General features: G+C 45.5%; 18 protein-coding genes. 6 read left to right on the top strand and 12 right to left on the bottom strand.

The annotated features are described in order from the left end of the window. The first annotated feature begins 157 nt into the window (after positions 1-157). Positions 158-1,222, top strand: coding sequence for an outer membrane-stress sensor serine endopeptidase DegS (degS, locus tag AB4486_RS16315; protein ID WP_017061430.1), 1,065 nt, complete (start codon positions 158-160; stop codon positions 1,220-1,222). 102 nt (positions 1,223-1,324) lie between these two features. On the opposite strand, the gene parC is transcribed toward degS, so the two are convergent. The 6 genes from parC to nudF all read right to left on the bottom strand — a co-directional run bounded on the left by parC (position 1,325) and on the right by nudF (position 8,303). Next, complete coding sequence (parC, locus tag AB4486_RS16310; protein ID WP_017067236.1) at positions 1,325-3,583, bottom strand: DNA topoisomerase IV subunit A; 2,259 nt, start codon at positions 3,581-3,583, stop codon at positions 1,325-1,327. 3 nt (positions 3,584-3,586) lie between these two features. After that, a complete protein-coding gene (gene parE, locus AB4486_RS16305) occupies positions 3,587-5,467 on the bottom strand; it encodes a DNA topoisomerase IV subunit B (RefSeq protein WP_017061428.1) in 1,881 nt (626 codons plus the stop codon). Positions 5,468-5,706: 239 nt separating this feature from the next. Next, positions 5,707-6,312: an esterase YqiA gene (gene yqiA, locus AB4486_RS16300; RefSeq protein WP_102332767.1), complete on the bottom strand. Its 606-nt coding sequence runs from the start codon at positions 6,310-6,312 to the stop codon at positions 5,707-5,709. 31 nt (positions 6,313-6,343) lie between these two features. Further along, complete coding sequence (gene cpdA / locus AB4486_RS16295; protein WP_010434672.1) at positions 6,344-7,168, bottom strand: 3',5'-cyclic-AMP phosphodiesterase; 825 nt, start codon at positions 7,166-7,168, stop codon at positions 6,344-6,346. Positions 7,169-7,228: 60 nt separating this feature from the next. Further along, a complete protein-coding gene (locus AB4486_RS16290) occupies positions 7,229-7,669 on the bottom strand; it encodes a DUF1249 family protein (RefSeq protein ID WP_076670661.1) in 441 nt (146 codons plus the stop codon). 4 nt (positions 7,670-7,673) lie between these two features. Then, positions 7,674-8,303, bottom strand: a complete 630-nt coding sequence (nudF, locus tag AB4486_RS16285) for an ADP-ribose diphosphatase (RefSeq protein WP_017061425.1) — start codon at positions 8,301-8,303, stop codon at positions 7,674-7,676. 227 nt (positions 8,304-8,530) lie between these two features. Here nudF and tolC point away from each other — a divergent pair, with 227 nt between their 5' ends. Next, positions 8,531-9,841 (top strand): outer membrane channel protein TolC, encoded by a 1,311-nt coding sequence (gene tolC, locus AB4486_RS16280; RefSeq protein WP_017067235.1) that lies wholly within the window; start codon positions 8,531-8,533, stop codon positions 9,839-9,841. Between the two features lie 129 nt (positions 9,842-9,970). On the opposite strand, the gene hldE is transcribed toward tolC, so the two are convergent. The 3 genes from hldE to AB4486_RS16265 all read right to left on the bottom strand — a co-directional run bounded on the left by hldE (position 9,971) and on the right by AB4486_RS16265 (position 15,853). Then, positions 9,971-11,401, bottom strand: a complete 1,431-nt coding sequence (gene hldE / locus AB4486_RS16275) for a bifunctional D-glycero-beta-D-manno-heptose-7-phosphate kinase/D-glycero-beta-D-manno-heptose 1-phosphate adenylyltransferase HldE (RefSeq protein ID WP_050649505.1) — start codon at positions 11,399-11,401, stop codon at positions 9,971-9,973. 121 nt (positions 11,402-11,522) lie between these two features. After that, on the bottom strand, positions 11,523-14,372 hold the full coding sequence (glnE, locus tag AB4486_RS16270) for a bifunctional [glutamate--ammonia ligase]-adenylyl-L-tyrosine phosphorylase/[glutamate--ammonia-ligase] adenylyltransferase (RefSeq protein WP_372117772.1): 2,850 nt from the start codon (positions 14,370-14,372) through the stop codon (positions 11,523-11,525). A gap of 224 nt (positions 14,373-14,596) precedes the next feature. Further along, positions 14,597-15,853 (bottom strand): methyl-accepting chemotaxis protein, encoded by a 1,257-nt coding sequence (locus AB4486_RS16265; RefSeq protein ID WP_102321460.1) that lies wholly within the window; start codon positions 15,851-15,853, stop codon positions 14,597-14,599. A gap of 97 nt (positions 15,854-15,950) precedes the next feature. Here AB4486_RS16265 and AB4486_RS16260 point away from each other — a divergent pair, with 97 nt between their 5' ends. Then, entirely contained in the window at positions 15,951-16,700 is a 750-nt protein-coding gene (locus tag AB4486_RS16260) for a potassium channel family protein (protein ID WP_372117769.1), read from the top strand. 51 nt (positions 16,701-16,751) lie between these two features. On the opposite strand, the gene AB4486_RS16255 is transcribed toward AB4486_RS16260, so the two are convergent. Beyond that, on the bottom strand, positions 16,752-18,269 hold the full coding sequence (locus AB4486_RS16255; protein ID WP_065584701.1) for an inorganic triphosphatase: 1,518 nt from the start codon (positions 18,267-18,269) through the stop codon (positions 16,752-16,754). Positions 18,270-18,476: 207 nt separating this feature from the next. Here AB4486_RS16255 and AB4486_RS16250 point away from each other — a divergent pair, with 207 nt between their 5' ends. The 3 genes from AB4486_RS16250 (at position 18,477) to AB4486_RS16240 (ending at position 21,365) form a co-directional block, all read left to right on the top strand. Continuing rightward, a complete protein-coding gene (locus AB4486_RS16250) occupies positions 18,477-19,157 on the top strand; it encodes a TIGR00153 family protein (protein ID WP_010434644.1) in 681 nt (226 codons plus the stop codon). A 128-nt stretch (positions 19,158-19,285) separates the two neighbouring features. Next, entirely contained in the window at positions 19,286-20,548 is a 1,263-nt protein-coding gene (locus AB4486_RS16245; protein ID WP_017061418.1) for an inorganic phosphate transporter, read from the top strand. 205 nt (positions 20,549-20,753) lie between these two features. Then, positions 20,754-21,365 carry a TIGR04211 family SH3 domain-containing protein gene (locus AB4486_RS16240; RefSeq protein ID WP_017062917.1) on the top strand — a complete coding sequence of 204 codons (612 nt, stop codon included), beginning with the start codon at positions 20,754-20,756 and terminating at the stop codon, positions 21,363-21,365. A 105-nt stretch (positions 21,366-21,470) separates the two neighbouring features. Here the strand turns inward: AB4486_RS16240 and AB4486_RS16235 are convergent, their stop codons facing one another. Together AB4486_RS16235 and AB4486_RS16230 are read right to left on the bottom strand one after the other, a co-directional pair. Then, the gene (locus AB4486_RS16235; protein ID WP_372117765.1) at positions 21,471-22,463 is read right to left on the bottom strand and encodes a general secretion pathway protein GspB; all 993 of its coding nucleotides are present in this window, start codon (positions 22,461-22,463) and stop codon (positions 21,471-21,473) included. After that, complete coding sequence (locus AB4486_RS16230) at positions 22,463-24,133, bottom strand: AAA family ATPase (protein ID WP_372117762.1); 1,671 nt, start codon at positions 24,131-24,133, stop codon at positions 22,463-22,465. Before AB4486_RS16230 ends, AB4486_RS16235 begins: the two co-directional genes overlap by 1 nt. Positions 24,134-24,147 lie beyond the last annotated feature (14 nt).

Genomic DNA, 24,147 nt, shown 5'->3' with positions numbered 1-24,147 from the left:
CTTACGTCAGCGCAATTACAGGGAGGCTCAGTAAGTTTGCTTTAAACTTACTCAGTCTCCCTTTTCTTTAGATCAATCAAAATGCTATGCTTCACTTGTAATCAAATCAGTCATCCATTGATGGAGGCTTCACACCTTACTTGTTGAAGAGGGAAACATGCTGTCCTTTCTATTTCGTTCTATTTCCCTTGGACTCGTTTCAGCGGCGCTTATTCTTCTCGCCTTCCCGAGCTTAAGACCAGCGATTGTCGCTGACGTCACTAGCCCTAAAGTCGATAATATTGGCTCTCTTCAGATTTCATTTAACCAAGCAGTTCGCCGCGCGGCGCCTGCAGTGGTTAACATTTATAGCCGTAAATACGCTGAAAGCGATCGAAACAAACTGCTCACACAAGGTTTGGGCTCTGGGGTGATTGTTAGCGAGAAAGGCTACATCATTACCAACTTCCATGTGGTGGCTCAAGCAGACCAAATAGTTGTGGCACTTCAAGATGGCCGAGTAGCAGCTGCGCAACTTGTCGGTTCAGACAAACGCACCGATATCGCGATACTTAGAGTCAGCGGTGATAATCTACCGGTGATCCCACTCAATCCTAATTACAAAGCCAATGTCGGTGATGTTGTACTGGCTATCGGTAACCCATACAACCTAGGTCAAACAACAACCTTTGGTATCATCTCTGCAACCGGCCGTTCTTCGATCAGTGCCGATGGCCATCAAGCCTTTATCCAGACCGATGCGGCAATCAATGAAGGTAACTCAGGTGGCGCACTGGTGAACTCACAAGGTGAGCTAGTCGGTATCAATACCGCCTCTTTCCAGCAAGCTACCGACATGGAAACCTATGGGATCTCATTCGCTATCCCCTATCCGCTTGCTAATAAAATCATGGAAAAGATCATCGCCGATGGTCGTGTGATTCGTGGCTATATTGGTATCGATGGACAAGACATCAACTCAGTCACCTCACGCATGTTGGGTACTAAGAATATCGGCGGGATCGTTGTGTTGGGGATAGACCCTAATGGTCCGGCTGCCGATGCGGGTTTTGAAGCTCAAGACATTATTGTCAGTATCAACGATAACCAAGTAAATGGTCGCCAGAGTGTAATGGACATCGTTACCGACCTGCGACCTGGTACAGTTATCGATGTGGGTATATTGCGCCAAGGTGAAAGCAAAACCTTAAAGGTGACCATCGCCGAAGATACTCGCCTGTAGAGCAAACTCTGTAAGCAATGATTCAAGCTGCTAATACACAAGTACAAAAAACCCAGCTCATAGGCTGGGTTTTCTTTTATCTAAAGATTGTTTCAAGTATCTCTACGATTCACTTTGCTCTTCGATATCGATGCGAGTCACTCGCTGTAGTCCTCTAGGCAGTAGACCACCACGACGACCACGTTCACCACGGAAGTTTTCAAGATCCGCAGGTTTCAAACCAAGCTTACGTTTACCGGCGTAGATAGTCAGCGTCGCATTCTCTGGTATAGCCATAAGATGTGAGACAAACTCTTCACGCTCTTTTGCTTTCGCAGAAGGGATGTTGATGATCTTGTTGCCTTTACCTTTGCTCAGCTGAGGGAGATCTTTAATCGGGAACAACAACATACGACCTTGGTTAGTAATCGCCAGAATCTGATTACTGTCCAAGTCAGCAATAGGGCTTGGCATCATCACTTCAGAAGCTTGTGGCAAGTTAACCAAGGCTTTACCGCTCTTGTTCTTGGACAGCAGATCGCTACCCTTACAAACAAAACCATAACCTGCATCAGAACCGACTAACCATAATTGTTCATTCTCTCCCATCACCACTTGGCGAATAGAAGTACCTGGGCTGACGTTCAAGCGGCCTGTAATTGGCTCACCTTGGCTTCGCGCCGACGGTAATGAATGTGACTCAAGGGAGTAGCTTCGACCATCACTGCCGAGGAACACCGCTTGTTGGTTACTCTTACCCTTAGCACTCGCTAAGAATTTATCACCCGATTTGTAGTTCAAACCTTCAGCGTCAACTTCATGCCCCTTGGCATGACGAATCCAACCTTTCTCAGACAACACAACCGTGATTGGTTCGCTTGGTACTAAGTCGCGCTCTGTTAGCGCTTTCGCTTCAGCGCGCTCAATCAGAGGTGAACGACGATCATCGCCGTATTTATCCGCATCTGCTTGGATTTCTTTCTTGATCAGCGTATTCAAGCGACGCTCTGAACCGAGTAGCTTTTCAAGCTTCTCACGTTCAGCTTCAAGCTCTTCTTGTTCCGCTCGGATTTTAAACTCTTCTAACTTAGCTAAGTTACGAAGTTTAATATCAAGAATCGCATTGGCTTGAATTTCAGAAATGTTGAAACGGCTCATTAGGACAGGACATGGTTCGTCTTCTGTACGAATGATCTCAATCACTTCATCGATATTAAGATAAGCAGCAAGCAAACCTTCTAAGATGTGCAAGCGTGCCAGTACTTTATCTAAACGGTACTGCAAACGACGGCGAACCGTTGTGCGACGGAACTCGATCCACTCTTTCAGGATTTGAACTAAGCCTTTAACTTGAGGACGATTATCTAAACCAATCATGTTCAAGTTAACGCGGAAGTTTTTCTCTAGATCCGTCGACGCGAACAGGTGACTCATCAATTGGTCACAGTCGATACGATTCGAACGAGGAACGACAACGATACGCGTTGGGTTCTCGTGATCCGATTCATCTCGCAAGTCGTCAACCATTGGCAGCTTCTTAGCGCGCATCTGGTTAGCGATTTGCTCAAGTAACTTCGCACCTGACACTTGATGAGGTAAAGCCGTGATAACAATATCAGAGCCTTCCTTGTGCCAAACCGCGCGCATCTTGATGCTGCCACGTCCAGTACGGTAGATCTTTTCGATGTCCGATTTCGGGGAGATAATCTCAGCTTCAGTCGGGTAATCTGGACCTTGAATGAAACCCATCACGTCTGAAAGCTCAGACTTAGGCGTATCAATTAGGTGAATGGCTGCATTCGCGACTTCACGCACGTTGTGTGGTGGAATATCGGTCGCCATACCTACCGCGATACCAGTGATACCGTTAAGCAAGATATGAGGCAAACGAGCTGGCAACATTTGAGGCTCTTTCATGGTGCCATCAAAGTTTGGTTGCCAGTCAACAGTGCCTTGACCTAGTTCACCTAGAAGAACCTCAGCAAACTTAGATAATTTCGCTTCGGTATAACGCATCGCAGCGAACGATTTCGGATCATCAGGTGCACCCCAGTTACCTTGACCATCTACCAATGGGTAGCGGTAAGAGAAAGGCTGCGCCATCAATACCATCGCTTCGTAACAAGCAGAGTCACCGTGTGGGTGATACTTACCCAATACGTCACCAACGGTACGTGCTGATTTTTTGTATTTCGATGCAGCCGATAAGCCTAGCTCAGACATCGCGTAGATAATACGACGCTGTACTGGCTTCAAGCCATCACCGATATACGGCAATGCACGATCCATGATCACGTACATTGAGTAATTTAAGTAGGCATCTTCGGTGAACTTGCGCATTGGCAGCTGTTCAACGCCATCATATGTAATTTCGTTAGACATCCATTATACCTCGGCCATATCACCGTTAGTCTGTAGCCATGTACGGCGATCATCTGCACGTTTCTTACCAAGCAGCATGTCCATCATCTCGTTGGTTGCTTCGCTGTCATCAATCGTTAACTGCACAAGGCGACGAGTGTTTGGATCCATGGTGGTTTCACGCAACTGAAGTGGGTTCATTTCACCCAGACCTTTGAATCGTTGCACGTTGATCTTGGCTTTCTTCTGCGATAGTCGCTCAAGCACACCGTCTTTCTCTGCGTCATCGAGTGCGTAGAACACTTCTTTACCGCAATCGATACGATACAGAGGAGGCATTGCCACATAGATATGACCCGCTTCAACTAATGCATGGAAATGGCGAGTAAACAAAGCACACAGCAGTGTCGCGATATGAAGACCATCCGAGTCCGCATCGGCAAGGATACAGATCTTACCGTAACGCAGGCCGGATAAATCATCGTTGTCCGGGTCGATGCCTAGAGCCACCGAGATGTCGTGCACTTCTTGCGAAGCCAATACTTGGTCTGCTGACACTTCCCATGTATTTAGGATCTTACCGCGAAGTGGCATAACTGCTTGGAACTCACGATCACGTGCTTGTTTAGCAGAACCACCCGCCGAGTCCCCTTCCACGAAGAAGATTTCGGTACGGCTTAAGTCTTGAACTGAACAGTCAGTTAGCTTACCCGGCAGTGCTGGACCTGAAGCGATTTTCTTACGCACAACCTTTTTGCTTGCGCGCATACGGCGGTGGGCATTCGCAATACAAGCTTCTGCTAGCTGTTCTGCCAGTTGTGGCTTTTCGTTCAACCACAGGCTAAACGCATCTTTTACCACACCAGACACAAACGCAGCAGTTTGACGTGAAGACAAGCGCTCTTTTGTTTGACCAGCAAACTGCGGATCTTGCATCTTCACCGACAGTACGTACGAACAGCGATCGAAGATATCGTCGCCCGTTAGCTTAACGCCACGCGGCAGCAAATTACGGAATTCACAGAACTCACGCATTGCATCAAGAAGACCTTGGCGAAGACCGTTTACGTGTGTACCACCTTGTTTAGTCGGTACTAAGTTCACGTAACTTTCGGTGATCATGTCGCCGCCTTCTGGCTGCCAGATGATCGCCCAGTTTGCCATTTCTGTTTCAGCGACAAATTCACCAACATACGGTTCTTCAGGCAGTAAGGTGTAACCTTTCACGCCTTCGGCAAGGTAGTCTTTTAGGCCATCTTCATAGAACCATTTATGCTCTTCGCCACCGACTTTGTCGATAAAGGTAATTTCTAAACCTGGGCAAAGCACTGCTTTTGCACGTAGGTTGTTAATCAGACGAAGTGTCGAGAATTTAGGGCTATCGAAGTACTTAGGATCAGGCCAGAAATGTACTGATGTACCACTGTTACGATGACCACAAGTGCCCGTCACAGTAAGCTCTGTTACTGCATGACCGCCTTCAAGTGCGATCTCGTGAACCTGACCTTCTCGGCGTACGGTCACTTCAACACGTTTTGACAGCGCGTTTACAACCGAGATACCTACACCGTGCAGACCACCAGAGAACTTATAGTTGTTATTCGAGAATTTACCGCCAGAGTGGAGCTTAGTTAAAATCAGCTCAACACCTGAGATCCCTTTTTCAGGGTGGATATCGACAGGCATACCACGGCCGTCATCGGTAACTTCTAACGATTGGTCTGCATGAAGTACCACTTTGATCTTCTTAGCGTGTCCCGCTAGTGCTTCATCGACCGAGTTATCAATGACTTCTTGGGCAAGGTGGTTAGGTCTTTCTGTCTCGGTATACATTCCCGGGCGGTGTCGCACAGGGTCGAGACCTTCAAGTACCTCGAGGTCTTTTGCATTATATTGTTCAGTCATAATACGGAGTTTACTCAAAAAGTTTGCGTCAGTTCGCTGGCTCCAGTTTCACTAAAGCAGAATCATTACTATGAACCGTCATAGTAGAGCGAACGAGCGAAGTATTGGGGAATATAGTCTGGAAGCTGAGTAATGATGTCAAGCTAGTTCAAAAACTAAGACATCAAACTATGATATTTCACCATTGATAGATGAAATAACAGGCAAACAAGAGAAAATCACTTGGTTGGTGGAACAGATTAAAGATTTAGAAAGGTGATGATTTGTTGTGGGTAGCGTTCAAAATCAACAAAGCTATGATCCCCGCCCTCTTCTACTGTCTGTGTTGCACCTTGGTACTTCTCTACCGCTTGTCGGTAATCCAGAACTTCGTCTTCCGTTTGCTGAAGTAACCAGAAGTCGCTCGGCTTAGCGATAGCCGAAACCTCTAACGCCTTCAGTTCATCAATATGTTTTGTTTCCAGTACATATCGTTCATCTGTGTATGGGTTTACTTGTTCACCTAAATAGTCAGCAAGAAGCTCATACGGCTTCACTGCTGGGTTTACAACCACCGCTTTAAAACCATAGTGGCTATTCAGCCATGTTGAAAGATAGCCACCCAGCGAGCTACCGACCAACGCTATTTGATATTGCTCTTTGTATTGCTCCACCAGATGTTGCAGATGAAGTGCCGCTTGCTGAGGGAAACTCGGCAGTTGAGGAGTGACGACTTTAATATCAGCCCGATGCTCCGCACAGTAATTAGCCATCACATTCGCTTTATGAGAACGAGATGAACTGTTAAACCCATGAATATAGAGAAGCAATGATGGCTTAGCGACTTGCTGATTAGAACCGGACATTAATAGCCTCCTACAACAATAATCACTAACATCAATAACCACCCGCTTCAAAATCAGGTAAGAACTGCCCATTAGGCAAGCGGCGCACTTGAGTGCTTACTGTGCCATCTTGATGTAATTCAATCTCTCTCCAACCCGGAGACAATGTATCAACGGCAAAGTCATCTGAATTAGGTTTGAATTGCACACAAGTCGACGGGGTTGCCATGACTTGCACACCATGATGATCTCGATTCATGTCTTGATGAACGTGGCCACACAGTACCGCTTTGACATTGGTATGCTGCTGAACCACATCCCAAAATTGATCCGCATCTTTTAGGTTATGTTGATCCAGCCATGCGCTGCCCACTAATAACGGGTGGTGGTGCAGTAAAACCAAGGTATTACGCTCAGGGAATTCGATCAATTTTTGTTCTAACAGATCAAGTTGTTGATCGCTTAGACGCCCATGAGGCACACCAACCACTTGCGAGTCCAGCATCACCATCTGCCAGTTATCACCCAGTAAGACATGGTCAACGCACTGTATTTGAGGTGATGGTAAGACACTGCCCATATTAGGCTTGAAATCATGATTTCCTGGCAACCAATAACATGGCTTTTCCAGAGGTTGAATACCTGATTCAAATTTTTGATACGACTCAGCACTGTGATCTTGAGAGATATCACCCGTCGCCAAGATCGCCTCATAATCGAAGCCTTGGTTAACAATGCCATCAACTACAGCACGAAAGCTATCTTGAGTATTGATGCTTAATAAGCTGCCATTGCTCGGCGCAAACAAATGCGTGTCCGTTAGCTGTACAAGCTTAATACTGCTCTCATCAAATTTTGAAGTGTGTGATAATTCCAAAATACCAAATCCAGATACGTTACTGTTTAAACTTTAAAGTGTTTTTACAATGGGGCTCAATTAAAAAGGAATTGGCGAACGGCTGATACCCGTTTTTAAACAAAACGTTAACCATTCTCCAAGAAATTTGTTCAACTGAAATTTCTCATCCTTTTGCAGAAGCTTAGTGTTGGGATAGTCATATTTCGCTTTGACTCGTGAAAAATCCCCGCTAGCGCACACTTCTGCAACTCGAGCGTCGTGATATAGCCTGACAGACATTTTTGGCAAAGGAAACACTGGCATCGCATCACTCTGACATATATCTATTAATGTGGTGTATTTTGTGACCTCATTCACTGTCAATTGATACACCATATTAACGGCTTGGTAACAGCGAACGTCACCAACCTCATGCCCAACCGGTAACAAAGCGTTCAGTTTGGCATAGTTAGTCTCGTAAACTCGCATCAATTCAGCAAGATCAACATGATACGGTTTTTTGACCGCGATATTTGGCATGACGTTAATCTATCCACTCTGACTGTAATTCTTGGTAGTTCAATTGTAGCCACTGTAGCGCAATGATCGTGGCTCCATTTTCAAATACACCATCTTTTACCAACTGATAAGCAGCTTCGCGACTCATCACTTGTACACGAATGTCTTCACCTTCGTAGTCCAATCCGTGTACCCCTTTGGCTGTCGTTGCATCAACACAGCCAACAAAGACGTCGAGCTTTTCAGAGCAACCACCAGATGAAGGATAATACGAAGTAATAGGCAATACAGATCCGACTTCGACTCCGGCTTCTTCCATTGCTTCACGACGAGCGACGTCTTGTGGCGATTCGTCCGTATCAATGATCCCAGCAACAATTTCGTATTGCCATGGGTTCTCATGCTCTAGGGCTCCGACACGGATCTGTTCGACGATCACCACTTCATCACGCACAGGATCATAAGGTAGCAAAGCGGCAGCATGTCCACGCTCAAACATCTCACGCTCTATTGGTTGGCTCCAGCCTCCCTCAAATAGTCTATGTTTAAATGTGTACTTGACCATTTTGAAAAAACCACGAAACAGCGTCTCTTTTGAGACTATTTCCACATCTTGCGGAGTAAACTCATGTCGTTGATTGTCATACTGTTGCATTTGGTACCTCACTAAGTGATCTTTATAGTTTACTCATTGTCCGAGTTAACTACCAAGGATAAGGTTCAACTTTTTATATAAAATTTATAATTAAAGTTAAGCTTTAAAAAATAAATATTGCACAAGTGGACAGTTAACTGTAAAAAAGTGCAAAGTTTCGAGTAAATTACCACCAAACTGGGTTAAACTCTTCTAAAGAAAATTCCATAAAAGGCAGGAATAGGAAAATGAAAAAACTGCTTCCACTATTTATCAGTGCAGCAATTGGCAGCCTGAGTTCGTCAGCTTTTGCTGATACGCTAGCTGAAGTTTACGACCAAGCAAAACAGAACGATCCACAACTTCTTCGTTCAGCAGCGCAGCGCGATGCCGCTTTTGAAGCAGTAACGTCAAGCCGTAGTGATTTGCTACCACAAATTGATTTAAGAGCTAACTACGATATCAACCGTGGTGATTTAAGCGATAAAAACAATGACAATAACCAATGGGGAGCTGGGATTTACTTTTCTCAAGAGCTCTACCAACGCTCTTCATGGATCACGCTAGACACGGCAGAGAAAACTGCTCGTCAATCTGATTCAGCGTACGCGGCAGAGCAACAAGCCTTGATCCTACGTGTAGCAACAGCATACTTTGAAGTACTTCGAGCTCAAGATAACCTAGAATTTGTTCGTGCAGAGAAAGCCGCAGTTGCTCGTCAACTAGAACAAACAAAGCAACGTTTTGAAGTCGGTCTTTCAGCAATCACCGATGTACATGATGCGCAAGCTCAGTACGATGGCGTATTGGCTGACGAAGTGTTAGCAGAGAACACTCTGATTAATAACTACGAAGGTCTACGTGAGATTACAGGTCAGGAACACTCTAACCTAAGCATCCTAGACACTGATCGCTTCTCAGCAAGCAAATCTTCTGAATCTGCTGCTGCACTGGTTGAGCAAGCAGAGCAAAAGAACCTGAGCCTTTTAGCATCTCGTATTTCTCAAGATGTAGCAAAAGACAACATCACACTAGCAAGTTCTGGTCACCTACCAAGCTTAACGTTAGATGGTAGCTACTCTCTTGCAGATCAATCAAACAGCTCAAATGATTACGACCAAGACAACCTAAACCTAGGTTTGAACTTAGTTGTGCCTCTATATACAGGTGGTAACACGACTTCTTTGACTAAACAGGCAGAATACAACTACGTTGCTGCAAGTGAAGATCTAGAAGCAACTTACCGTAGCGTTGTAAAAGACGTACGTGCATTCAACAACAACATCACAGCTTCGATCGGTGCGTTACGCGCTTACGAACAGTCTGTTGTTTCTGCTCAGTCTGCTTTAGAAGCAACAGAAGCTGGTTTTGATGTTGGTACTCGTACTATCGTTGACGTACTAGATTCGACTCGTCGTCTATACGATGCGAACAAAAACCTTTCAGATGCTCGTTACAACTACATCCTAAGTGTACTTCAGCTTCGTCAAGCGGTTGGTACGCTAAGCGAACAAGACATTGTTGATGTAAACGCAGGTCTAAAAGTAGCAAGTAAGTAATTATTAATTACTTAAGTTACCCCTACAAAAATGCCGCTCATTGAGCGGCATTTTTATTATCTATTGAAAGCTAATTCTCAACCTAGCTCAAAGTTAAGCCTTGAGACTAGAAAACGGGAAGGCTAAGAGTTAGCCTCGACCACCTTTAATCGCTTTAATGATTTCAGTCGTAGAGCAACCATCTTCAAAGTTAAGTACTTTAACTTCACCACCAGCAGCAATCACTTCCGCACCACCAGCGATATCTTCAGGTTTGTAATCACCACCTTTCACAAGAATACTTGGCAATACCTCAGAGATTAAACGTTGAGGTGTATCTTCAGAGAATGGCACAACCCAATCAACTGCACCTAAGCCAGCCAATACCGCCATACGACGATCAGTTGGGTTCACAGGGCGACCAGGGCCTTTCAAGCGTTTCACTGATTCATCGGTATTTACCGCAACGATCAAACGATCGCCCAGCTCAGCCGCGTGATTCATGTAAGAAACATGACCAGCATGTAGAATATCAAAGCAGCCATTGGTCATAACTACCTTCTCGCCTTTCGCACGAGCACGCTTCACCGCTTCAACCAGTGCCGCTTCTGAGATCACACCGTAGTCTGTGTCTTGACTGCCGTGAATCGCTTCAGCTAGCTCTATCGTGGATAACGTTGACGTACCTAGCTTACCAACAACGACACCAGCTGCAGCGTTCGCTAATGCACACGCCTCATCCAATGGCTTACCAGCTGCAACAGACGCAGCCAGTACTGAGATAACCGTATCACCAGCACCAGTTACGTCGTACACTTCTTTCGCTTGGGTTGGCAAATGGAATGGTTCTAAACCTTTGCGAAGTAGTGTCATACCATGTTCACTACGAGTCACTAGCAATGCTTCAAAATCAAACTCTTCGATCAGTGCGAGTCCTTTTTCGATCATTTCTTCTTCAGATTTTACTTTGCCAGCCACCAACTCGAACTCAGCCATGTTTGGTGTAAGCAACGTTGCTCCACGGTAGCGTTCAAAGTCTGCGCCTTTCGGGTCGATAAACACAGGAACTTTTGCTGCGCGCGCTTTTTGGATAAAGCTCTGCACGTGCTCCAACGCACCTTTTGCGTAATCAGATAGAATTACCGAGCGCACATTTGGAAGCGCTTGCTCCATACGAGATAAAACCAGCTCAGGATCCGTATTCTCAAATTTATCTTCAAAATCAAGGCGAATTAGCTGCTGACCACGGCTCATCACTCGCAGTTTAGTAATGGTTGGGTAATCTTCTAACTCAACGAAATCACATTTAACCTTTAGTGCGCCTAAGGTATTTTTTAACACCTCAGCAGGCTCATCTTTACCGGTCAAACCAACGATATGAGCATGGCCACCAAGAGAAGCAATATTCATTGCTACGTTGGCTGCACCACCAGGACGCTCTTCGTTATTTTCTACTTTTACAACGGGGACTGGCGCTTCTGGTGAAATACGGCCAGTTGGGCCATACCAGTAACGGTCAAGCATTACGTCACCGACAACAAGAACGCCTGATTGGCTGTAGTCAGGTAGAATTGGTTTCATTATGGATCTCCAAAAATCGAATCTGGCTAGAGTCTAGCACACTGATTACAGAGGCTAAACTATAGATAAATGAGTAAAAGCCTATCAAGATAGGTACATCCGTCATTACTGTATGACTGGGTTATGCTTCCATCCACTGCTTCCATGCTTGAACAACATGTTCTCTTTCCATTTCAAACTTTTCAATCGCCACATCCGCATCAAGATTAAGTAGATTACGGTGGTGGATTTCATCTCTTAATGTTGTATAAGCATGGGTTAATGCCATGCCTTGCTGCTCGTCCATAATCCCTTGTGACAACAAGCTTTCGAAGATTCGTACATTGTCACACCAACGAGTAAGCTTTGGCTTCTCATTGCTGTATCTAAGCACTAAATATTGCGCTAAGAATTCAATATCGGTAATACCACCCGCATCTTGTTTAAGCATGAATCTATCGACTTTTTTACCGCCTAAATGGCCGCGCATTTTTTCACGCATATCCACAACGGACTTTTTGAGTGTTGCCTCATCACGCGCCAAGCACAAAACCTCATGACGCGTTTTGTTAAATGCCGAAGCCAATAACTCATCGCCATAAATCATACGAGCGCGAGTCAAGGCTTGGTGCTCCCATGTCCACGCGTCATTGTGCTGATACTCGTCAAAGGCATCGGTTGGACTCACTAACAGGCCAGATGCACCAGAAGGGCGTAGGCGAGTGTCGACTTCGTACAAAATGCCAGAAGCGGTTCTGGTCGAGAAAATATGGATAATACGCTGCGCCAGTCTTAAGTAGAATTGGCGTCCATCGATCTCTTTCTTACCATCAGTATAGATGTGTACCGGGCAGTCGTGCATGAACACAATATCGAGATCGGAGTTATAACCAAGTTCCCAACCGCCGACTTTGCCATAACCAACGACAGCAAAACCGCGACCTTCGCGATCTTTGACATGGGTAGGTTCACCAAACTTGGCCGATACTTGTAACCAAGCTTGATTGACCCCCGCCTCAACAATGGCTTCTGCTAAGTAGGTCAAATGATCACTCACCTTCATGACAGGTAAAGCACCCGCAATATCCGCGGCTGCAATTCTCAAAATACAGGTCTGCTTAAACTGACGCAGGCCTTCCATCTGTTGCTCCATATCATCTTCAGGGATACGGGCTAAGTAATCACGCAGCTCGGTCTTGTAAGACTCTAAAGGCACTGGATTGTAAAGTTGTTGAGGGTCGATAAGTTCATCTAACAGGATTGGATAACGACCCAACTGCTCCGAAATCATCGGGCTTGCCGTACATAAACGAACTAACTGAGTCAACGCGGCAGGGTGTTCATCTAGCAGCTCAAGGTAAGTGGTACGTGTAACGATTTTATGCAGCAGATGCAACACTCGCGACAAACCAAACTCGGCATCCTTGGCGGTGTACAGCGCTTGAAACACTTTCGGCATCAGTCGATTCAAGACTTCACGTCCGCGCGGGCCAAGAGTCTTCTTAGCTAAATCGGCTTTAAACTGAATAATCGTTTTCGCCGCTTCTGGCGGGCTAGCGACTGCAATATCATGCTCCAGTACATGTTCAATCACGTCTGGTTTATGGGCCATATCCCACAGTTCGCTAAAATGGCTCGCGATCGGATTAGCGTCATCTTCATCAACGCCAATTAGGTCTTCGAACACGGTATGTACATTCGCCATATGGGCGCGAGTTGCCACAATCAAGCTATCCCAATCGGAAAATTGCATGGCAACCGCAAGCTGCAGTTGTTCGAATTCACCGTCAGGTAAGGTTTGAGTTTGCTTATCAGCCATGGCTTGTAACAGGTTCTCAAGGCGACGCAAAAACAGATAAGCTTCACGTAGGTGCCCCACCTCTTCAGACTCTAGCAGATGAAGGGATTCAATCGCACTTAAGGTTTCGAGTAACCCTCGACCGCGTAAGCTAGGCTCGCGTCCACCACGAATCAATTGGAAGACTTGTGCGATAAACTCAACTTCACGAATACCACCAGAGCCAAGCTTGATGTTGTTCGAGAGACCACGACGACGTACTTCGCTGCTGATCATCGACTTCATTCTGCGCAGAGATTGAATCGCACTAAAATCAATATAACGGCGGAACACAAACGGGCGTAGCATTTGGCGAAGCTCTTGATACTCAGGATACATCTCACTGCCCATCACGCGCGCTTTAACCATAGCGTAGCGTTCCCAATCACGCCCTTGCTCTTGGTAATAGTCTTCAAGTGCAGCATAGCTCATCACAAGTGGGCCACTCTCACCAAACGGGCGTAGGCGCATGTCGACTCGATAACAGAATCCATCGAAGGTTTGCTGATCAAGCGCCTTAATAATACGTTGCCCTAGACGGGTAAAGAACTGCGCATTGGCAATGCTGCGTCTTGCACCTTGGGTTTCGCCATTCTCTGGGTAGGTGAAGATCAGATCGATATCGGAAGAGAAGTTAAGCTCACCGCCCCCTAGCTTGCCCATACCAATGATCAACATCGGCTGTGCTTCGCCTTGTTCATTACAAGGTGTGCCCCACTCTTTACAACAAATATCGTACTGCCATTGGTAGGTTTCGAAGATCATCGCCTCAGCCAACATCGATAGATGATTTAGGCTCTGCTCTAGCTCCCACGAACCCATAAAATCACGCCAAGCAATGTAGGTCATTTCTCGATTTCGGAATTGACGCAGCACGCGCTGACCGCTCATTTCATCGGTGCAACCAGAAAGTAATTCAGCCAAGCGTTCTCGGTATCCTTCAGCACGTTCTTCGTATGCCAACATATCAGGTAAGTCACCGCATAAAACCGTATCACGCTGTAGGCAATCTCCAACAAAACAGCTTAAACCGAGTACACGTTTAAGATCTTCAGTCAGTGGCTCAGACCAAGTATTGATGGCTTCACTTTGATGCTCTAATAATTGCTCAAAAGCAGACTGGGAGTGAGTGATGAGTTGAGAAGGCAATGGCATGTTTCTTCCTTGTATAAGCTGCGCGCCGAACAATCGGTTTATCGATTCAGTTCTTCAATAACGAGTTTTCATAACTAAAGGTAAGTTATACCAAAGTTACGCCAATAAAAAACGCCCACATTAGCAATGTGGGCGTTTTATCGATTAACTTATCTGGTAGACCTTACAACCGAGAAACCGTCTCTGGAAATAAGCCTTTACCGATGAAGATTCGGTGCTGAGGACTAAACCTTAAATTGCTTAATCTTACCGTCGAGTTCTTGTGCGTTGCTTTCCATAAGCTGAGAGGTCTCTAGCAGTTCACCAACCACCACTACTGAAGCTTCAACAAGCTCGCGTACATTAGTCAGGTTGACGCTCATCTCTTCAGCAACACTGCTCTGTTGACCTGCAGCGGTCGCGATCTGGAAGTTCATATCATTGATTTGATTGACTTGGCTTACGATGCCGTCAAGCTCACTTCCCGCATTAGTCACCAGATCAACACCTTCAGCCGCTTCTACAACACTTTTCTCCATCAGCTCTACCGCAGAGTTAGCGCTGCTTTGTAGATGACTGATCATGTCTTGAATCTCTACCGTTGCTTGCTGGGTGCGCTGTGCAAGGTTGCGAACCTCGTCGGCAACAACCGCAAAACCACGACCCGCTTCACCGGCACGTGCCGCTTCAATCGCAGCGTTCAATGCTAATAGGTTTGTCTGTTCTGAAATGCCTTGGATAGTACCAACCACACTGCCAATTGAGTCAACGCGTTCTTCTACTTGGTTTACCGCTGCTGCAGATGCTGCGATATCTGAAGATAGCTCACTCATCTTAGACACTGATCCTTGAACGAACTTCTGACCAGTAAGAGCTTGGCCTGATGCCTGTTCAGTCAATGACGAAGCGCTTTGTGCATGCTCAGCGACAGTTTGCACCGTCGACGTCATCTCACTCATTGCTGTTGCCAGTTGATCGATCTCGTTGAACTCTTCTTGAGCTGACTCTTTGGTTTCAGACATGCTGATGGTCATCACTTCCGTCAGAGCAAACAGCTCATCAGAAGAGGCCACCTGAGTTTTGATCATGTCGTTCAGTTGGACGCGAGTTTTTTCAAGTTCGCGTGCCACATCGCCGTATTCATCTTTACAGTCCATTTGAATCGGCACTGAAAAGTTCTTATCTGCCATGGTTTTAATGGCGTCATTAAGGTATTGAGTCTGGCGCAGCATAACGCGCGCCGCTGCTAAAAGAAGAACCACAAACACAATGATCATTAAGGCTGTTTGCCAAGCCACTTGAACTAGGTAAGTCTCGTAATGCTGCTGTGCAACTTGGGCATTGTTGGTTACAGCAAGCAATGAATCGTAAAACGTACTAGCGTCCCATAGCTGCTTCGAAATGATCAAGATAGTGCTGAATATCATCAACATGACCATTTTTGGAACGAGACGAACGTCAGAGATTACCCTTTCCCACGGCTTGAATGACAGTTTAGTCATTGTCAGTTCTCCATTAATTCTTATATATTGATGGCTTCTATATCCGCGAGGTGGCTATGTCAGTCAAAGTTCGCGATTTATTTTGAGCCTCGTATGAATGTTGAATAATACCAAAGACGCCACCAAGCCGATGAGCTTATTGTCACTGATTCTCTCTTTCTTAGCGTTATTTGTGATCTCAGGCTTATTGTTCGTACCGATCGATAAAGAATCGAAACAAGTCCTTATCGGCCTCGATTTTATAATCTGTAGTGTTTTTCTTTTTCAGCTCACAATTGATCTATTTAGATCACAAAACAAAAAAGAATTTCTAAAAGTACACTGGATCGATTTCTTAGCAAGTATCCCAATGATCGAGCCTCTTCGTTTCGCTCGCATTTTTCAGATCCTGCGTGTGATTCTTGTGCTTCGTTCGGGTAAACGTGTTTTCAGAGAGCTCTTTCGTAATCGCAAAGAAACCACCCTCGCCTCAATTATATTGCTGCTGGTCATTCTCCTGACCATAGGGGCGGGAACAATATTGCTGTTAGAACACAAAGATCCCGGTGCCAACATCACCACTGGCCAAGATGCTTTATGGTGGGCTTTCGTTACCATCAGTACGGTGGGATATGGCGATCATTATCCAGTCACGAGCTCGGGAAAATTAGTCGCCTCTCTGGTGATCATTTGCGGTGTCGGTGTGTTTGGTATGATTTCCGGCTTGATTACTTCTTTGATTACCTCCCCAACTCATCATGAGAATCAACGAGCGGAAAACAAAGAGAAACACCTTGAGAAGATCATCGAGCAGCAACAGAAAATCTTAGAGCGACTCGAAAAACTTGAGCAACAAACAAAAAAATAGGGCCCGAGCCCTATTTTCAAATTCATACTTCTATTGATACAGGTATCGAGTTTAGTCTTGCCAGTATGGCTCAACCTCAACACTGATTTGGCGTGTCTGTTCCATCGCATGCAGAATGGACACTTCTTGACGAGCTAACCAACGCTCTAGCTGAAGCTTCTCATCGCCTTCCAGCTTCTCAGTCAAAGGCTCTAATGTTTTAAGTGCCAGCAAGTCATCAATGCCTTGCACCATATCGGCCCAAGGTAAACGGAAACTGTTTCGCTCAGCGTCATCATACAAACTCGCGAAACCAACACCAGAATATAGGTTTCGCATCAAACGGTATTGCTGCTCAATATACGCTTGGCTAGTCATCACTCGCTCTGGCGGGAAAGCTTCCATCAAATCGGCCCATGTGCGATCGAGTTGCTGCACGGAAAACCATTCGATACCACGAGCCATTTGCTCACGTGCTTTTTCATCTAAGAAAGGTTGCCAGCCACGAGACAAGATCCAACGGCTCAGATCTAATAATAACCCAGTGTATCGAGCAGAACTCAGCAAGGTAAGCAGATCTTCACGATCTGGCAGTTGCTCTTGCATCTCTTTAAGCTCAGCGACTAAGAACTTACGCGCATCGAGTTTACGTAGTACATGGCCTTTATCTTCCAGCAAGTCTTCGAAGTGATCATAGCTTTTCAGCCAGTCGAGCTCTTGCTCAAGCCACTTCAACTCTTGACGTAAAATAGCACTCGCACGTCTAGGGACAATGCCACCATAAATGGTGAAAGTCTGGCGGATAAAGCTCAGTGAATGACTGATCTCATGTAGCGCTTCAATCGATTGACGCTCAGTGAAAATCTGCTCGTGATAGTGCCAATGAGCGAGAGCATGCTCTAAAGATTGAATGAAACACGATTCAACGGTATCACTTTTGTCAGTATCAACTAAGGTCAAAGGAGTGACTTCATCTCCTTGATAACCTTGAGCAAGGCGGTAACCCTTAGCTGCTTTACTTAGGTTACCCAAACGCATGCCACCTTGTTCGCAGAATTGGCGAGACAATGTAAATAGCGCATCCGTTTGACCGGATTTAAGTTCCAATTCGACTTCGCAAATCGGTTCTTGCAGGTCGCCTGATTCAACAAAGCCTTGATCGAATGCGACCTCGACTTGGCTACCATCAGGCATACCAATCAACCACTGCTCACGCGTGAAGTTGGTAGAGAACAGAGGAGTCAGCTCAGCTTGCAACGTTTCGATGTCTTTACCTGCTGGCCAGATATCCTCTGGGTGCAGGGCTAACTTAGGTTCGTTGCTGTCGTGTTCTGCATTGTATTCAGGCCTTTGATGCAGGCCAGCAACCACACGACCAGCAGTCTTTACGGTTTGTACAAATACGTCATCAAAGCGTCGAATGCGTAAGCCTGTATCGTGCTTACGTAGCCAGTTGTCAGCGGTGTCAAAGTAGATGTTACCTAGCTCACGACAACTGTGCTGAAGTACTTTAGTTTCAGCAATTTTATTGCGTAAAGTCTCTGAAAATTCAGGAGAAACAAAAAACTTCAGTTCTATCTCGGTTTCCATAGTTATACCTTTCTGTGAAGATAGGGACAGGATATTGCCAATTTGAAAAGTCGGCAAGTCAGAAATATCGCCCTTATGATGATCTAAAACAGTTTTAATGAGAGATTGATTAGGTTAACATGCGCGACTTTGTAGCCATCGCTTAACATTTCACCATGAATATGGTGTATGTTGTTTTAAGGTTATTATTTATTAGGTTGGATGACCATGCCAGTAAATACAATTATGGGGTTATTTGCAAAGTCCCCAATTAAACCTTTGCAGCGTCACGTAGTATGCGTGAACGAATGTTGTTCTCACCTAGTTAATTTCTTTGAAGTTTCTTCAAAAGGTGACTGGGAAAAAGCATCAGAAATTCGAGCTCAAATTTCTCACCTTGAGAAAGAAGCTGACGTACTAAAACGTGAAATTCGCCTTAAACTTCCTCGTGGTTTGTTTATGCCAGTTGATCGCACCGATATGTTGGAGCTATTAACGCAACAAGACAAACTCGCAAACCTAGCGAAAGACATTGCTGGCCGTGTATATGGTCGTCAACTTGTCATTCCTGCTCCTATGCAAGAAAACTTCATCGCTTACGTTAAACGTTGTCTAGATGCAGCGAACCAAGCACAAAACGTAATCAATGAATTAGACGAATTACTTGAGACTGGCTTTAAAGGCCGTGAAGTAACACTCGTTGCCGAAATGATTCATCAATTAGATGTAATTGAAGATGACACGGATGCGATGCAGATCGAACTACGCCAACAACTAATGGCAATTGAAGGCGATCTGAATCCAGTTGATATCATGTTCTTATACAAAATTCTTGAATGGGTTGGTGGTATTGCAGATCAAGCACAGCGTGTAGGCGCTCGTCTTGAAGTAATGCTTTCTCGATCTTAAATCATACGTTAACCATATAACGAAGAGCATTTTTTGAACAAACCACTTATGCGCTGAGTATTCCTCTCGCTGAGCGGTTTTTTGCGTCTAAATTTGTTCCGCTTGTTATCAAACAACTAGGTATTACGATGGATATCCTTGCTAACTACGGCACTGTCCTGATTATTGTTGCAGCAGCTTTCGGTTTCTTGATGGCTATTGGTATTGGTGCAAATGACGTTGCGAACGCAATGGGCACCTCAGTAGGCTCTAAAGCTTTAACCGTTAAACAAGCGATCATTATCGCAATGATCTTTGAATTCGCAGGTGCTTACCTTGCGGGCGGCGAAGTAACAGACACGATCCGTAAAGGTGTTATCGAAACGTCTCTATTCGCTCATCAACCAGATGTACTTGTGTACGGCATGATGTCAGCACTTCTTGCTGCTGGTACATGGCTACTTCTCGCTTCTTACATGGGCTGGCCGGTTTCTACGACTCACTCAATCATCGGTGCAATCATCGGTTTTGCGTGTATTTCTGTAGGTACTGAAGCGGTAGACTGGAACAGTGTTCAAGGTATTGTGGGTAGTTGGATTATCACACCGGTTATTTCCGGCTTCTTCGCTTACGTCATATTTGTAAGTGCTCAACGACTGATTTTTGATACAGAGAACCCGCTATTTAACGCGAAACGCTTTGTACCGGTATACATGTTCATTACAACAATGGTAATTGCACTTGTAACCATCAAGAAAGGCCTTAAGCACGTTGGTCTTCACCTAAGCAACACTGAAGCATGGGTTTGGGCTGCTGGCGTTTCTGCGCTTGTAATGATCGGCGGTTACCTATACATCCAGAAGAAATTCGCTAACCGCGAAGAAGACCACGGCTTTGCAGGTGTTGAAGGCATCTTCTCTGTACTCATGGTTATCACAGCTTGTGCGATGGCATTTGCACACGGTTCAAACGACGTTGCGAACGCGATTGGTCCACTGTCTGCTGTTGTATCAACCGTTGAGCACATGGGTGAAATCACAGGTAAGAGTACTATCGCATGGTGGATTCTTCCTCTAGGTGGATTCGGTATCGTTGTTGGTCTTGCAACAATGGGTCATAAAGTAATGGCAACCGTTGGTACTGGTATTACAGAACTAACACCAAGCCGTGGCTTTGCTGCACAACTTGCAACTGCATGTACGGTTGTACTAGCTTCAGGTACTGGCCTTCCAATCTCTACTACACAAACACTCGTTGGTGCTGTTTTAGGTGTTGGTTTTGCTCGTGGTATCGCAGCACTAAACTTAGGCGTTGTACGTAATATCGTGGCTTCTTGGATTGTGACACTACCTGCAGGTGCTCTACTTGCTGTTGTGTTCTTCTACGGAATTCAAGCTGCGTTTACTATGTAATCGCGACTGCGTTAGTGAATACTAGCGTCAGAACAGTGTGAGCTTCAGTAACGATATGTAAATGCCATGTCATTATTGACTCAAACGCACAGAAAGGGAGGCTTTGCCTCCCTTCTTTGTTGCACCGCATAAAGAAACTAAATATTATTTGCTGATTGAGGCTGACTCATACGCCTACCCAATTTGAATCGTTAAGGGATTTACTGTGAAAAAACTGATTAGCTTAGTTTTGTTCGCAATGCTTGCGGCTCCAGCTGCCTTTGCACAAGACCGTTATATTGCTGACAAACTATTTACTTATATGCATTCTGGCCCAAACAACACATTCCGTATCATCGGTAGTGTTGATGCTGGTGAAAAGATTACATTCCTACAAACTAACAAGAGTACGGGTTACACCCAAATTCAAGACAACCGTGGCCGTAAAGGTTGGGTTGAAAGCAAGTTTGTAAGCACTCAAGAAAGCATGGCACTGCGTATGCCTAAGCTAGAGAAAGAGCTGACGGAAGTTAAAGGCAAGCTAGCGAATGCTCGTCAGAGTGCTGACAGCGAAAAAGCTGGCCTAGCAAGCTCTCTAGATTCTCGTAACAAGCAGATTGCTGAACTAGAACAGAACTACAGTGAAATTAGCCAACAGCTAACGAGTTCTCAAACAGAGAACCGTGAACTGCGCGCTAAGCTAGACACTCAAAAAGACGACCTACTATTGAAGTACTTCATGTACGGTGGTGGTGTTGCGGGTATTGGTCTACTTCTAGGCCTTGTTCTGCCACACATCATGCCTCGTCGCAGAAAATCACCAAACGGTTGGGCGTAGACGTAACGCTTGTATTAGGTACAGTAAATTCAGTATCGAAGATCAAAAAGGAGCACCTCGGTGCTCCTTTTTATTTGTCTGTTATCTAGATACCTTTAGAGCTCGCTAGCCTTTCCACTCGTACAGAGCTGGGATTTCTATCTTCTGCTGATTGAACTCTATGATCACCGATTGTGGCTTAATCTCCAGCAATTGAATGTCTTGTCCAATCCAATCTCCTTGCGCCACTTCTTGACCGTTCACTTTTACCCAACGCTTGGTTTCGCTGCTCGAGTACATATGGGTTTGTAGGTCTAACTTAGGAAGGACGCCTGATAAGCTATTGGTGTGCGTTTCCAACTCAATGACCTGAGAACCCCTTTGCCCTGAGGGTCTAGAATCCATCGGCTCAGGAGCGCTTTGTTGCTCCCCCATAATGGATTCAAGCTTCAATGCCAAATCAGGTGGCAACTCACTGAGGTCTAGCCCTTGCAGCAGATCACTGTCCGATTGTAAGTCACTATTTGATTGCTGATCAGTGCTTGATTGCTGAGCAGTCGTTTCATCACTCGCGCCTGGCTGAACGGATGACGATTCAGAACTGGCTGTCATTTGAGTGTTGTTATCAGCATTAGCGAAGATCACTGCTGAGCCACCAGCGGTGTTTGCACGATTAGCGCCAGAATCAATCTGTGCATACATCTCTTGGCGTGGCAATGCTTTCAACGGTTGGCTCGCCGGTGCAGGGCGAACGGTGAACAAGGCATCTTCTTCCTCAGACACGGCATCCATGCTTGCTATATCAGCATCCGCAATTTCAGGCTCAATGTCTGATTCAGTTTTAAATTCTGGCAGAGCGACATTGGCAGCTTGGTTCACGGCTTCTTGTTGTTGGATATACGATTGATAAGCCAAGACGCCACCCACCAACAAAGAAGGAACCAAGATTAAGAGTAGCCCCATCGCTAACGATGAACCTCGCTTGTTGCTCATCCCTTTTGCAGAATTAGGAACATGATGATTCTGGTAGCCTTTGAAGCTTGGTTTGCTAAGAGAGTGCTGATTAATAGAAGATGGCTTGTGAGACGACTGATTAAGCTCATGCATGATGCGTGACATTAGCTTGCGCCTCCATCGAGTGACATCAACTTAGGCGAGTCGAGTTGAGCCAACCTTTGTAATCTTGCCAGCGTGCGCTTTCCAGCGATGCCATCGACAGACATCCCTTGCCACATTTGAAACGCTTCAATTTTCATTTTTAACTCATAATCAAATACATCACTACCGGAAACAACCTCTCCTAATACTTCAGAAAGCAGTAGATCAAGCAAAGCAACCGCTTCACCTTGATAGCCCTCTTTAAGGGTCTCTCGCAGCGGCTGCTTCCAAATAGCGACGTAATCGCCTTGCCAGATTTGCTCTAAGGATTGCTTCGGCATCACCAACAGCTTTTCATTAACCAGTAACTCGACAGAATCCTTAGACACGCCATACAGCACAGCAAACACTGGTTTTTGGTCTATGTCGAGATTAAGTACCACAGGAACACCAAGTTCTAACAAGGTATCCAAACTGGCCTGCTGCTGCTCACACACAAAAACACTTTGTGGCTCACTTAAGCACAATCCATCACGCAGTGAAGATTGATATCCCCACAGCGTATACAAGTCTTTGATAGCGAGAGAACGATTGGTCCCCTGTATCAAATGTTGTTGAATGTGTTGTGGCAATTCAAACTTGGCAGGTTTTGGCTCAGCAACCAACTTAGGAACATCTGATACCAAAGAACGCTGAGTACGTGCTAACACTTCCGTCTTTGCTTCATTTGATGCATCCGTAGGCAACCAAGCATTGATATAGCTTGGAGCGAAGTTAAAGGTCGCTATTGCAAGACCAACGCTTAACGTCGCAATCCCTGCGTATTGGAATAACTTAGGCGCGACACGAGAAGTTAGAGCTTTCTCGACGTGATACACATCGGCCTGAAAGGACATAACCTGCTGACACGCTCGGTTAACCGTTTCATTGCTCGGTAGCTGCTCACCGTCATGAAAAGCCAACTGCAGTGCTTTATCACACACCAAGTTAATGAGCCTTGGAATACCATGCGTATATTGAGCAATCAGCTTGATAGAACGGTTCGAAAACAACATCTGCTCGCCACCCGCCGTCTCCAAACGAAACGCGATGTACTTGCCCGTTTCTTCGGTATTAAGAGGCAGTAAGTGATAACGACCAGTAATGCGCTGTGCTAGCTGACGTAGCTGCGTGGTTTGTAAGTGCTGTTGTAATTCCGGCTGGCCGACCAACAGTACTTTTAACAGCTTACGATTGTCGGTTTCCAAGTTTGTTAGAAGGCGTAACTGCTCCAACACATCGGCAGCGAGGTGTTGGGCTTCATCGATCACCAATAGGGTTTGAATGCCTTCGGCATGGCTATCAAGTAGAAAATAATGAATAGCCTGACTGAGCTGTTTCAACGATGCTTGTTCTGGGTACTCGACCTCAAACTCATCGCAGATAGCTTCTAGTAAATCCGTATTTGAAAACGTAGGGTTAAGTATAAGGCCAGCCTGAGTATGACTATCCAATGAAGACAACATCGCCTTAGCGACCGTTGTTTTCCCTGTACCAACCTCACCAGTAAGCATCGCAAAGCCCCCACCCTCGCCTAAACCGGCTTGTAGGTTCTGCATCGCTTCTTGATGGCGCTGACTCAAAAACAAGTAGCGAGAATTTGGTACAATCGAAAATGGCATCTCAACGAAGCCAAAATATTCCTTATACATGTGCTGCCCTATAA

This window comes from Vibrio sp. 10N.222.55.C6 (assembly GCF_041473395.1).
GTDB classification, from domain to species: Bacteria; Pseudomonadota; Gammaproteobacteria; order Enterobacterales; family Vibrionaceae; genus Vibrio; species Vibrio crassostreae_C.
Note: the sequence above shows the minus strand (reverse complement) of the source record. Positions and strands in the feature narration are given on the sequence as shown.

Excerpts from the sequence above, each read along its gene's own strand:
- tolC (WP_017067235.1), top strand. The coding sequence starts at position 8,531 with ATGAAAAAACTGCTTCCACTATTTATCAGTGCAGCAATTGGCAGCCTG.
- AB4486_RS16230 (WP_372117762.1), bottom strand. The coding sequence starts at position 24,133 with ATGTATAAGGAATATTTTGGCTTCGTTGAGATGCCATTTTCGATTGTA.
- glnE (WP_372117772.1), bottom strand. The coding sequence starts at position 14,372 with ATGCCATTGCCTTCTCAACTCATCACTCACTCCCAGTCTGCTTTTGAG.
- AB4486_RS16250 (WP_010434644.1), top strand. The coding sequence starts at position 18,477 with ATGCCAGTAAATACAATTATGGGGTTATTTGCAAAGTCCCCAATTAAA.
- AB4486_RS16255 (WP_065584701.1), bottom strand. The coding sequence starts at position 18,269 with ATGGAAACCGAGATAGAACTGAAGTTTTTTGTTTCTCCTGAATTTTCA.
- nudF (WP_017061425.1), bottom strand. The coding sequence starts at position 8,303 with ATGCAACAGTATGACAATCAACGACATGAGTTTACTCCGCAAGATGTG.
- AB4486_RS16245 (WP_017061418.1), top strand. The coding sequence starts at position 19,286 with ATGGATATCCTTGCTAACTACGGCACTGTCCTGATTATTGTTGCAGCA.
- parC (WP_017067236.1), bottom strand. The coding sequence starts at position 3,583 with ATGTCTAACGAAATTACATATGATGGCGTTGAACAGCTGCCAATGCGC.
- degS (WP_017061430.1), top strand. The coding sequence starts at position 158 with ATGCTGTCCTTTCTATTTCGTTCTATTTCCCTTGGACTCGTTTCAGCG.
- AB4486_RS16235 (WP_372117765.1), bottom strand. The coding sequence starts at position 22,463 with ATGTCACGCATCATGCATGAGCTTAATCAGTCGTCTCACAAGCCATCT.
- AB4486_RS16290 (WP_076670661.1), bottom strand. The coding sequence starts at position 7,669 with ATGCCAAATATCGCGGTCAAAAAACCGTATCATGTTGATCTTGCTGAA.
- AB4486_RS16260 (WP_372117769.1), top strand. The coding sequence starts at position 15,951 with ATGTTGAATAATACCAAAGACGCCACCAAGCCGATGAGCTTATTGTCA.
- hldE (WP_050649505.1), bottom strand. The coding sequence starts at position 11,401 with ATGAAACCAATTCTACCTGACTACAGCCAATCAGGCGTTCTTGTTGTC.
- AB4486_RS16265 (WP_102321460.1), bottom strand. The coding sequence starts at position 15,853 with ATGACTAAACTGTCATTCAAGCCGTGGGAAAGGGTAATCTCTGACGTT.
- yqiA (WP_102332767.1), bottom strand. The coding sequence starts at position 6,312 with ATGTCCGGTTCTAATCAGCAAGTCGCTAAGCCATCATTGCTTCTCTAT.
- parE (WP_017061428.1), bottom strand. The coding sequence starts at position 5,467 with ATGACTGAACAATATAATGCAAAAGACCTCGAGGTACTTGAAGGTCTC.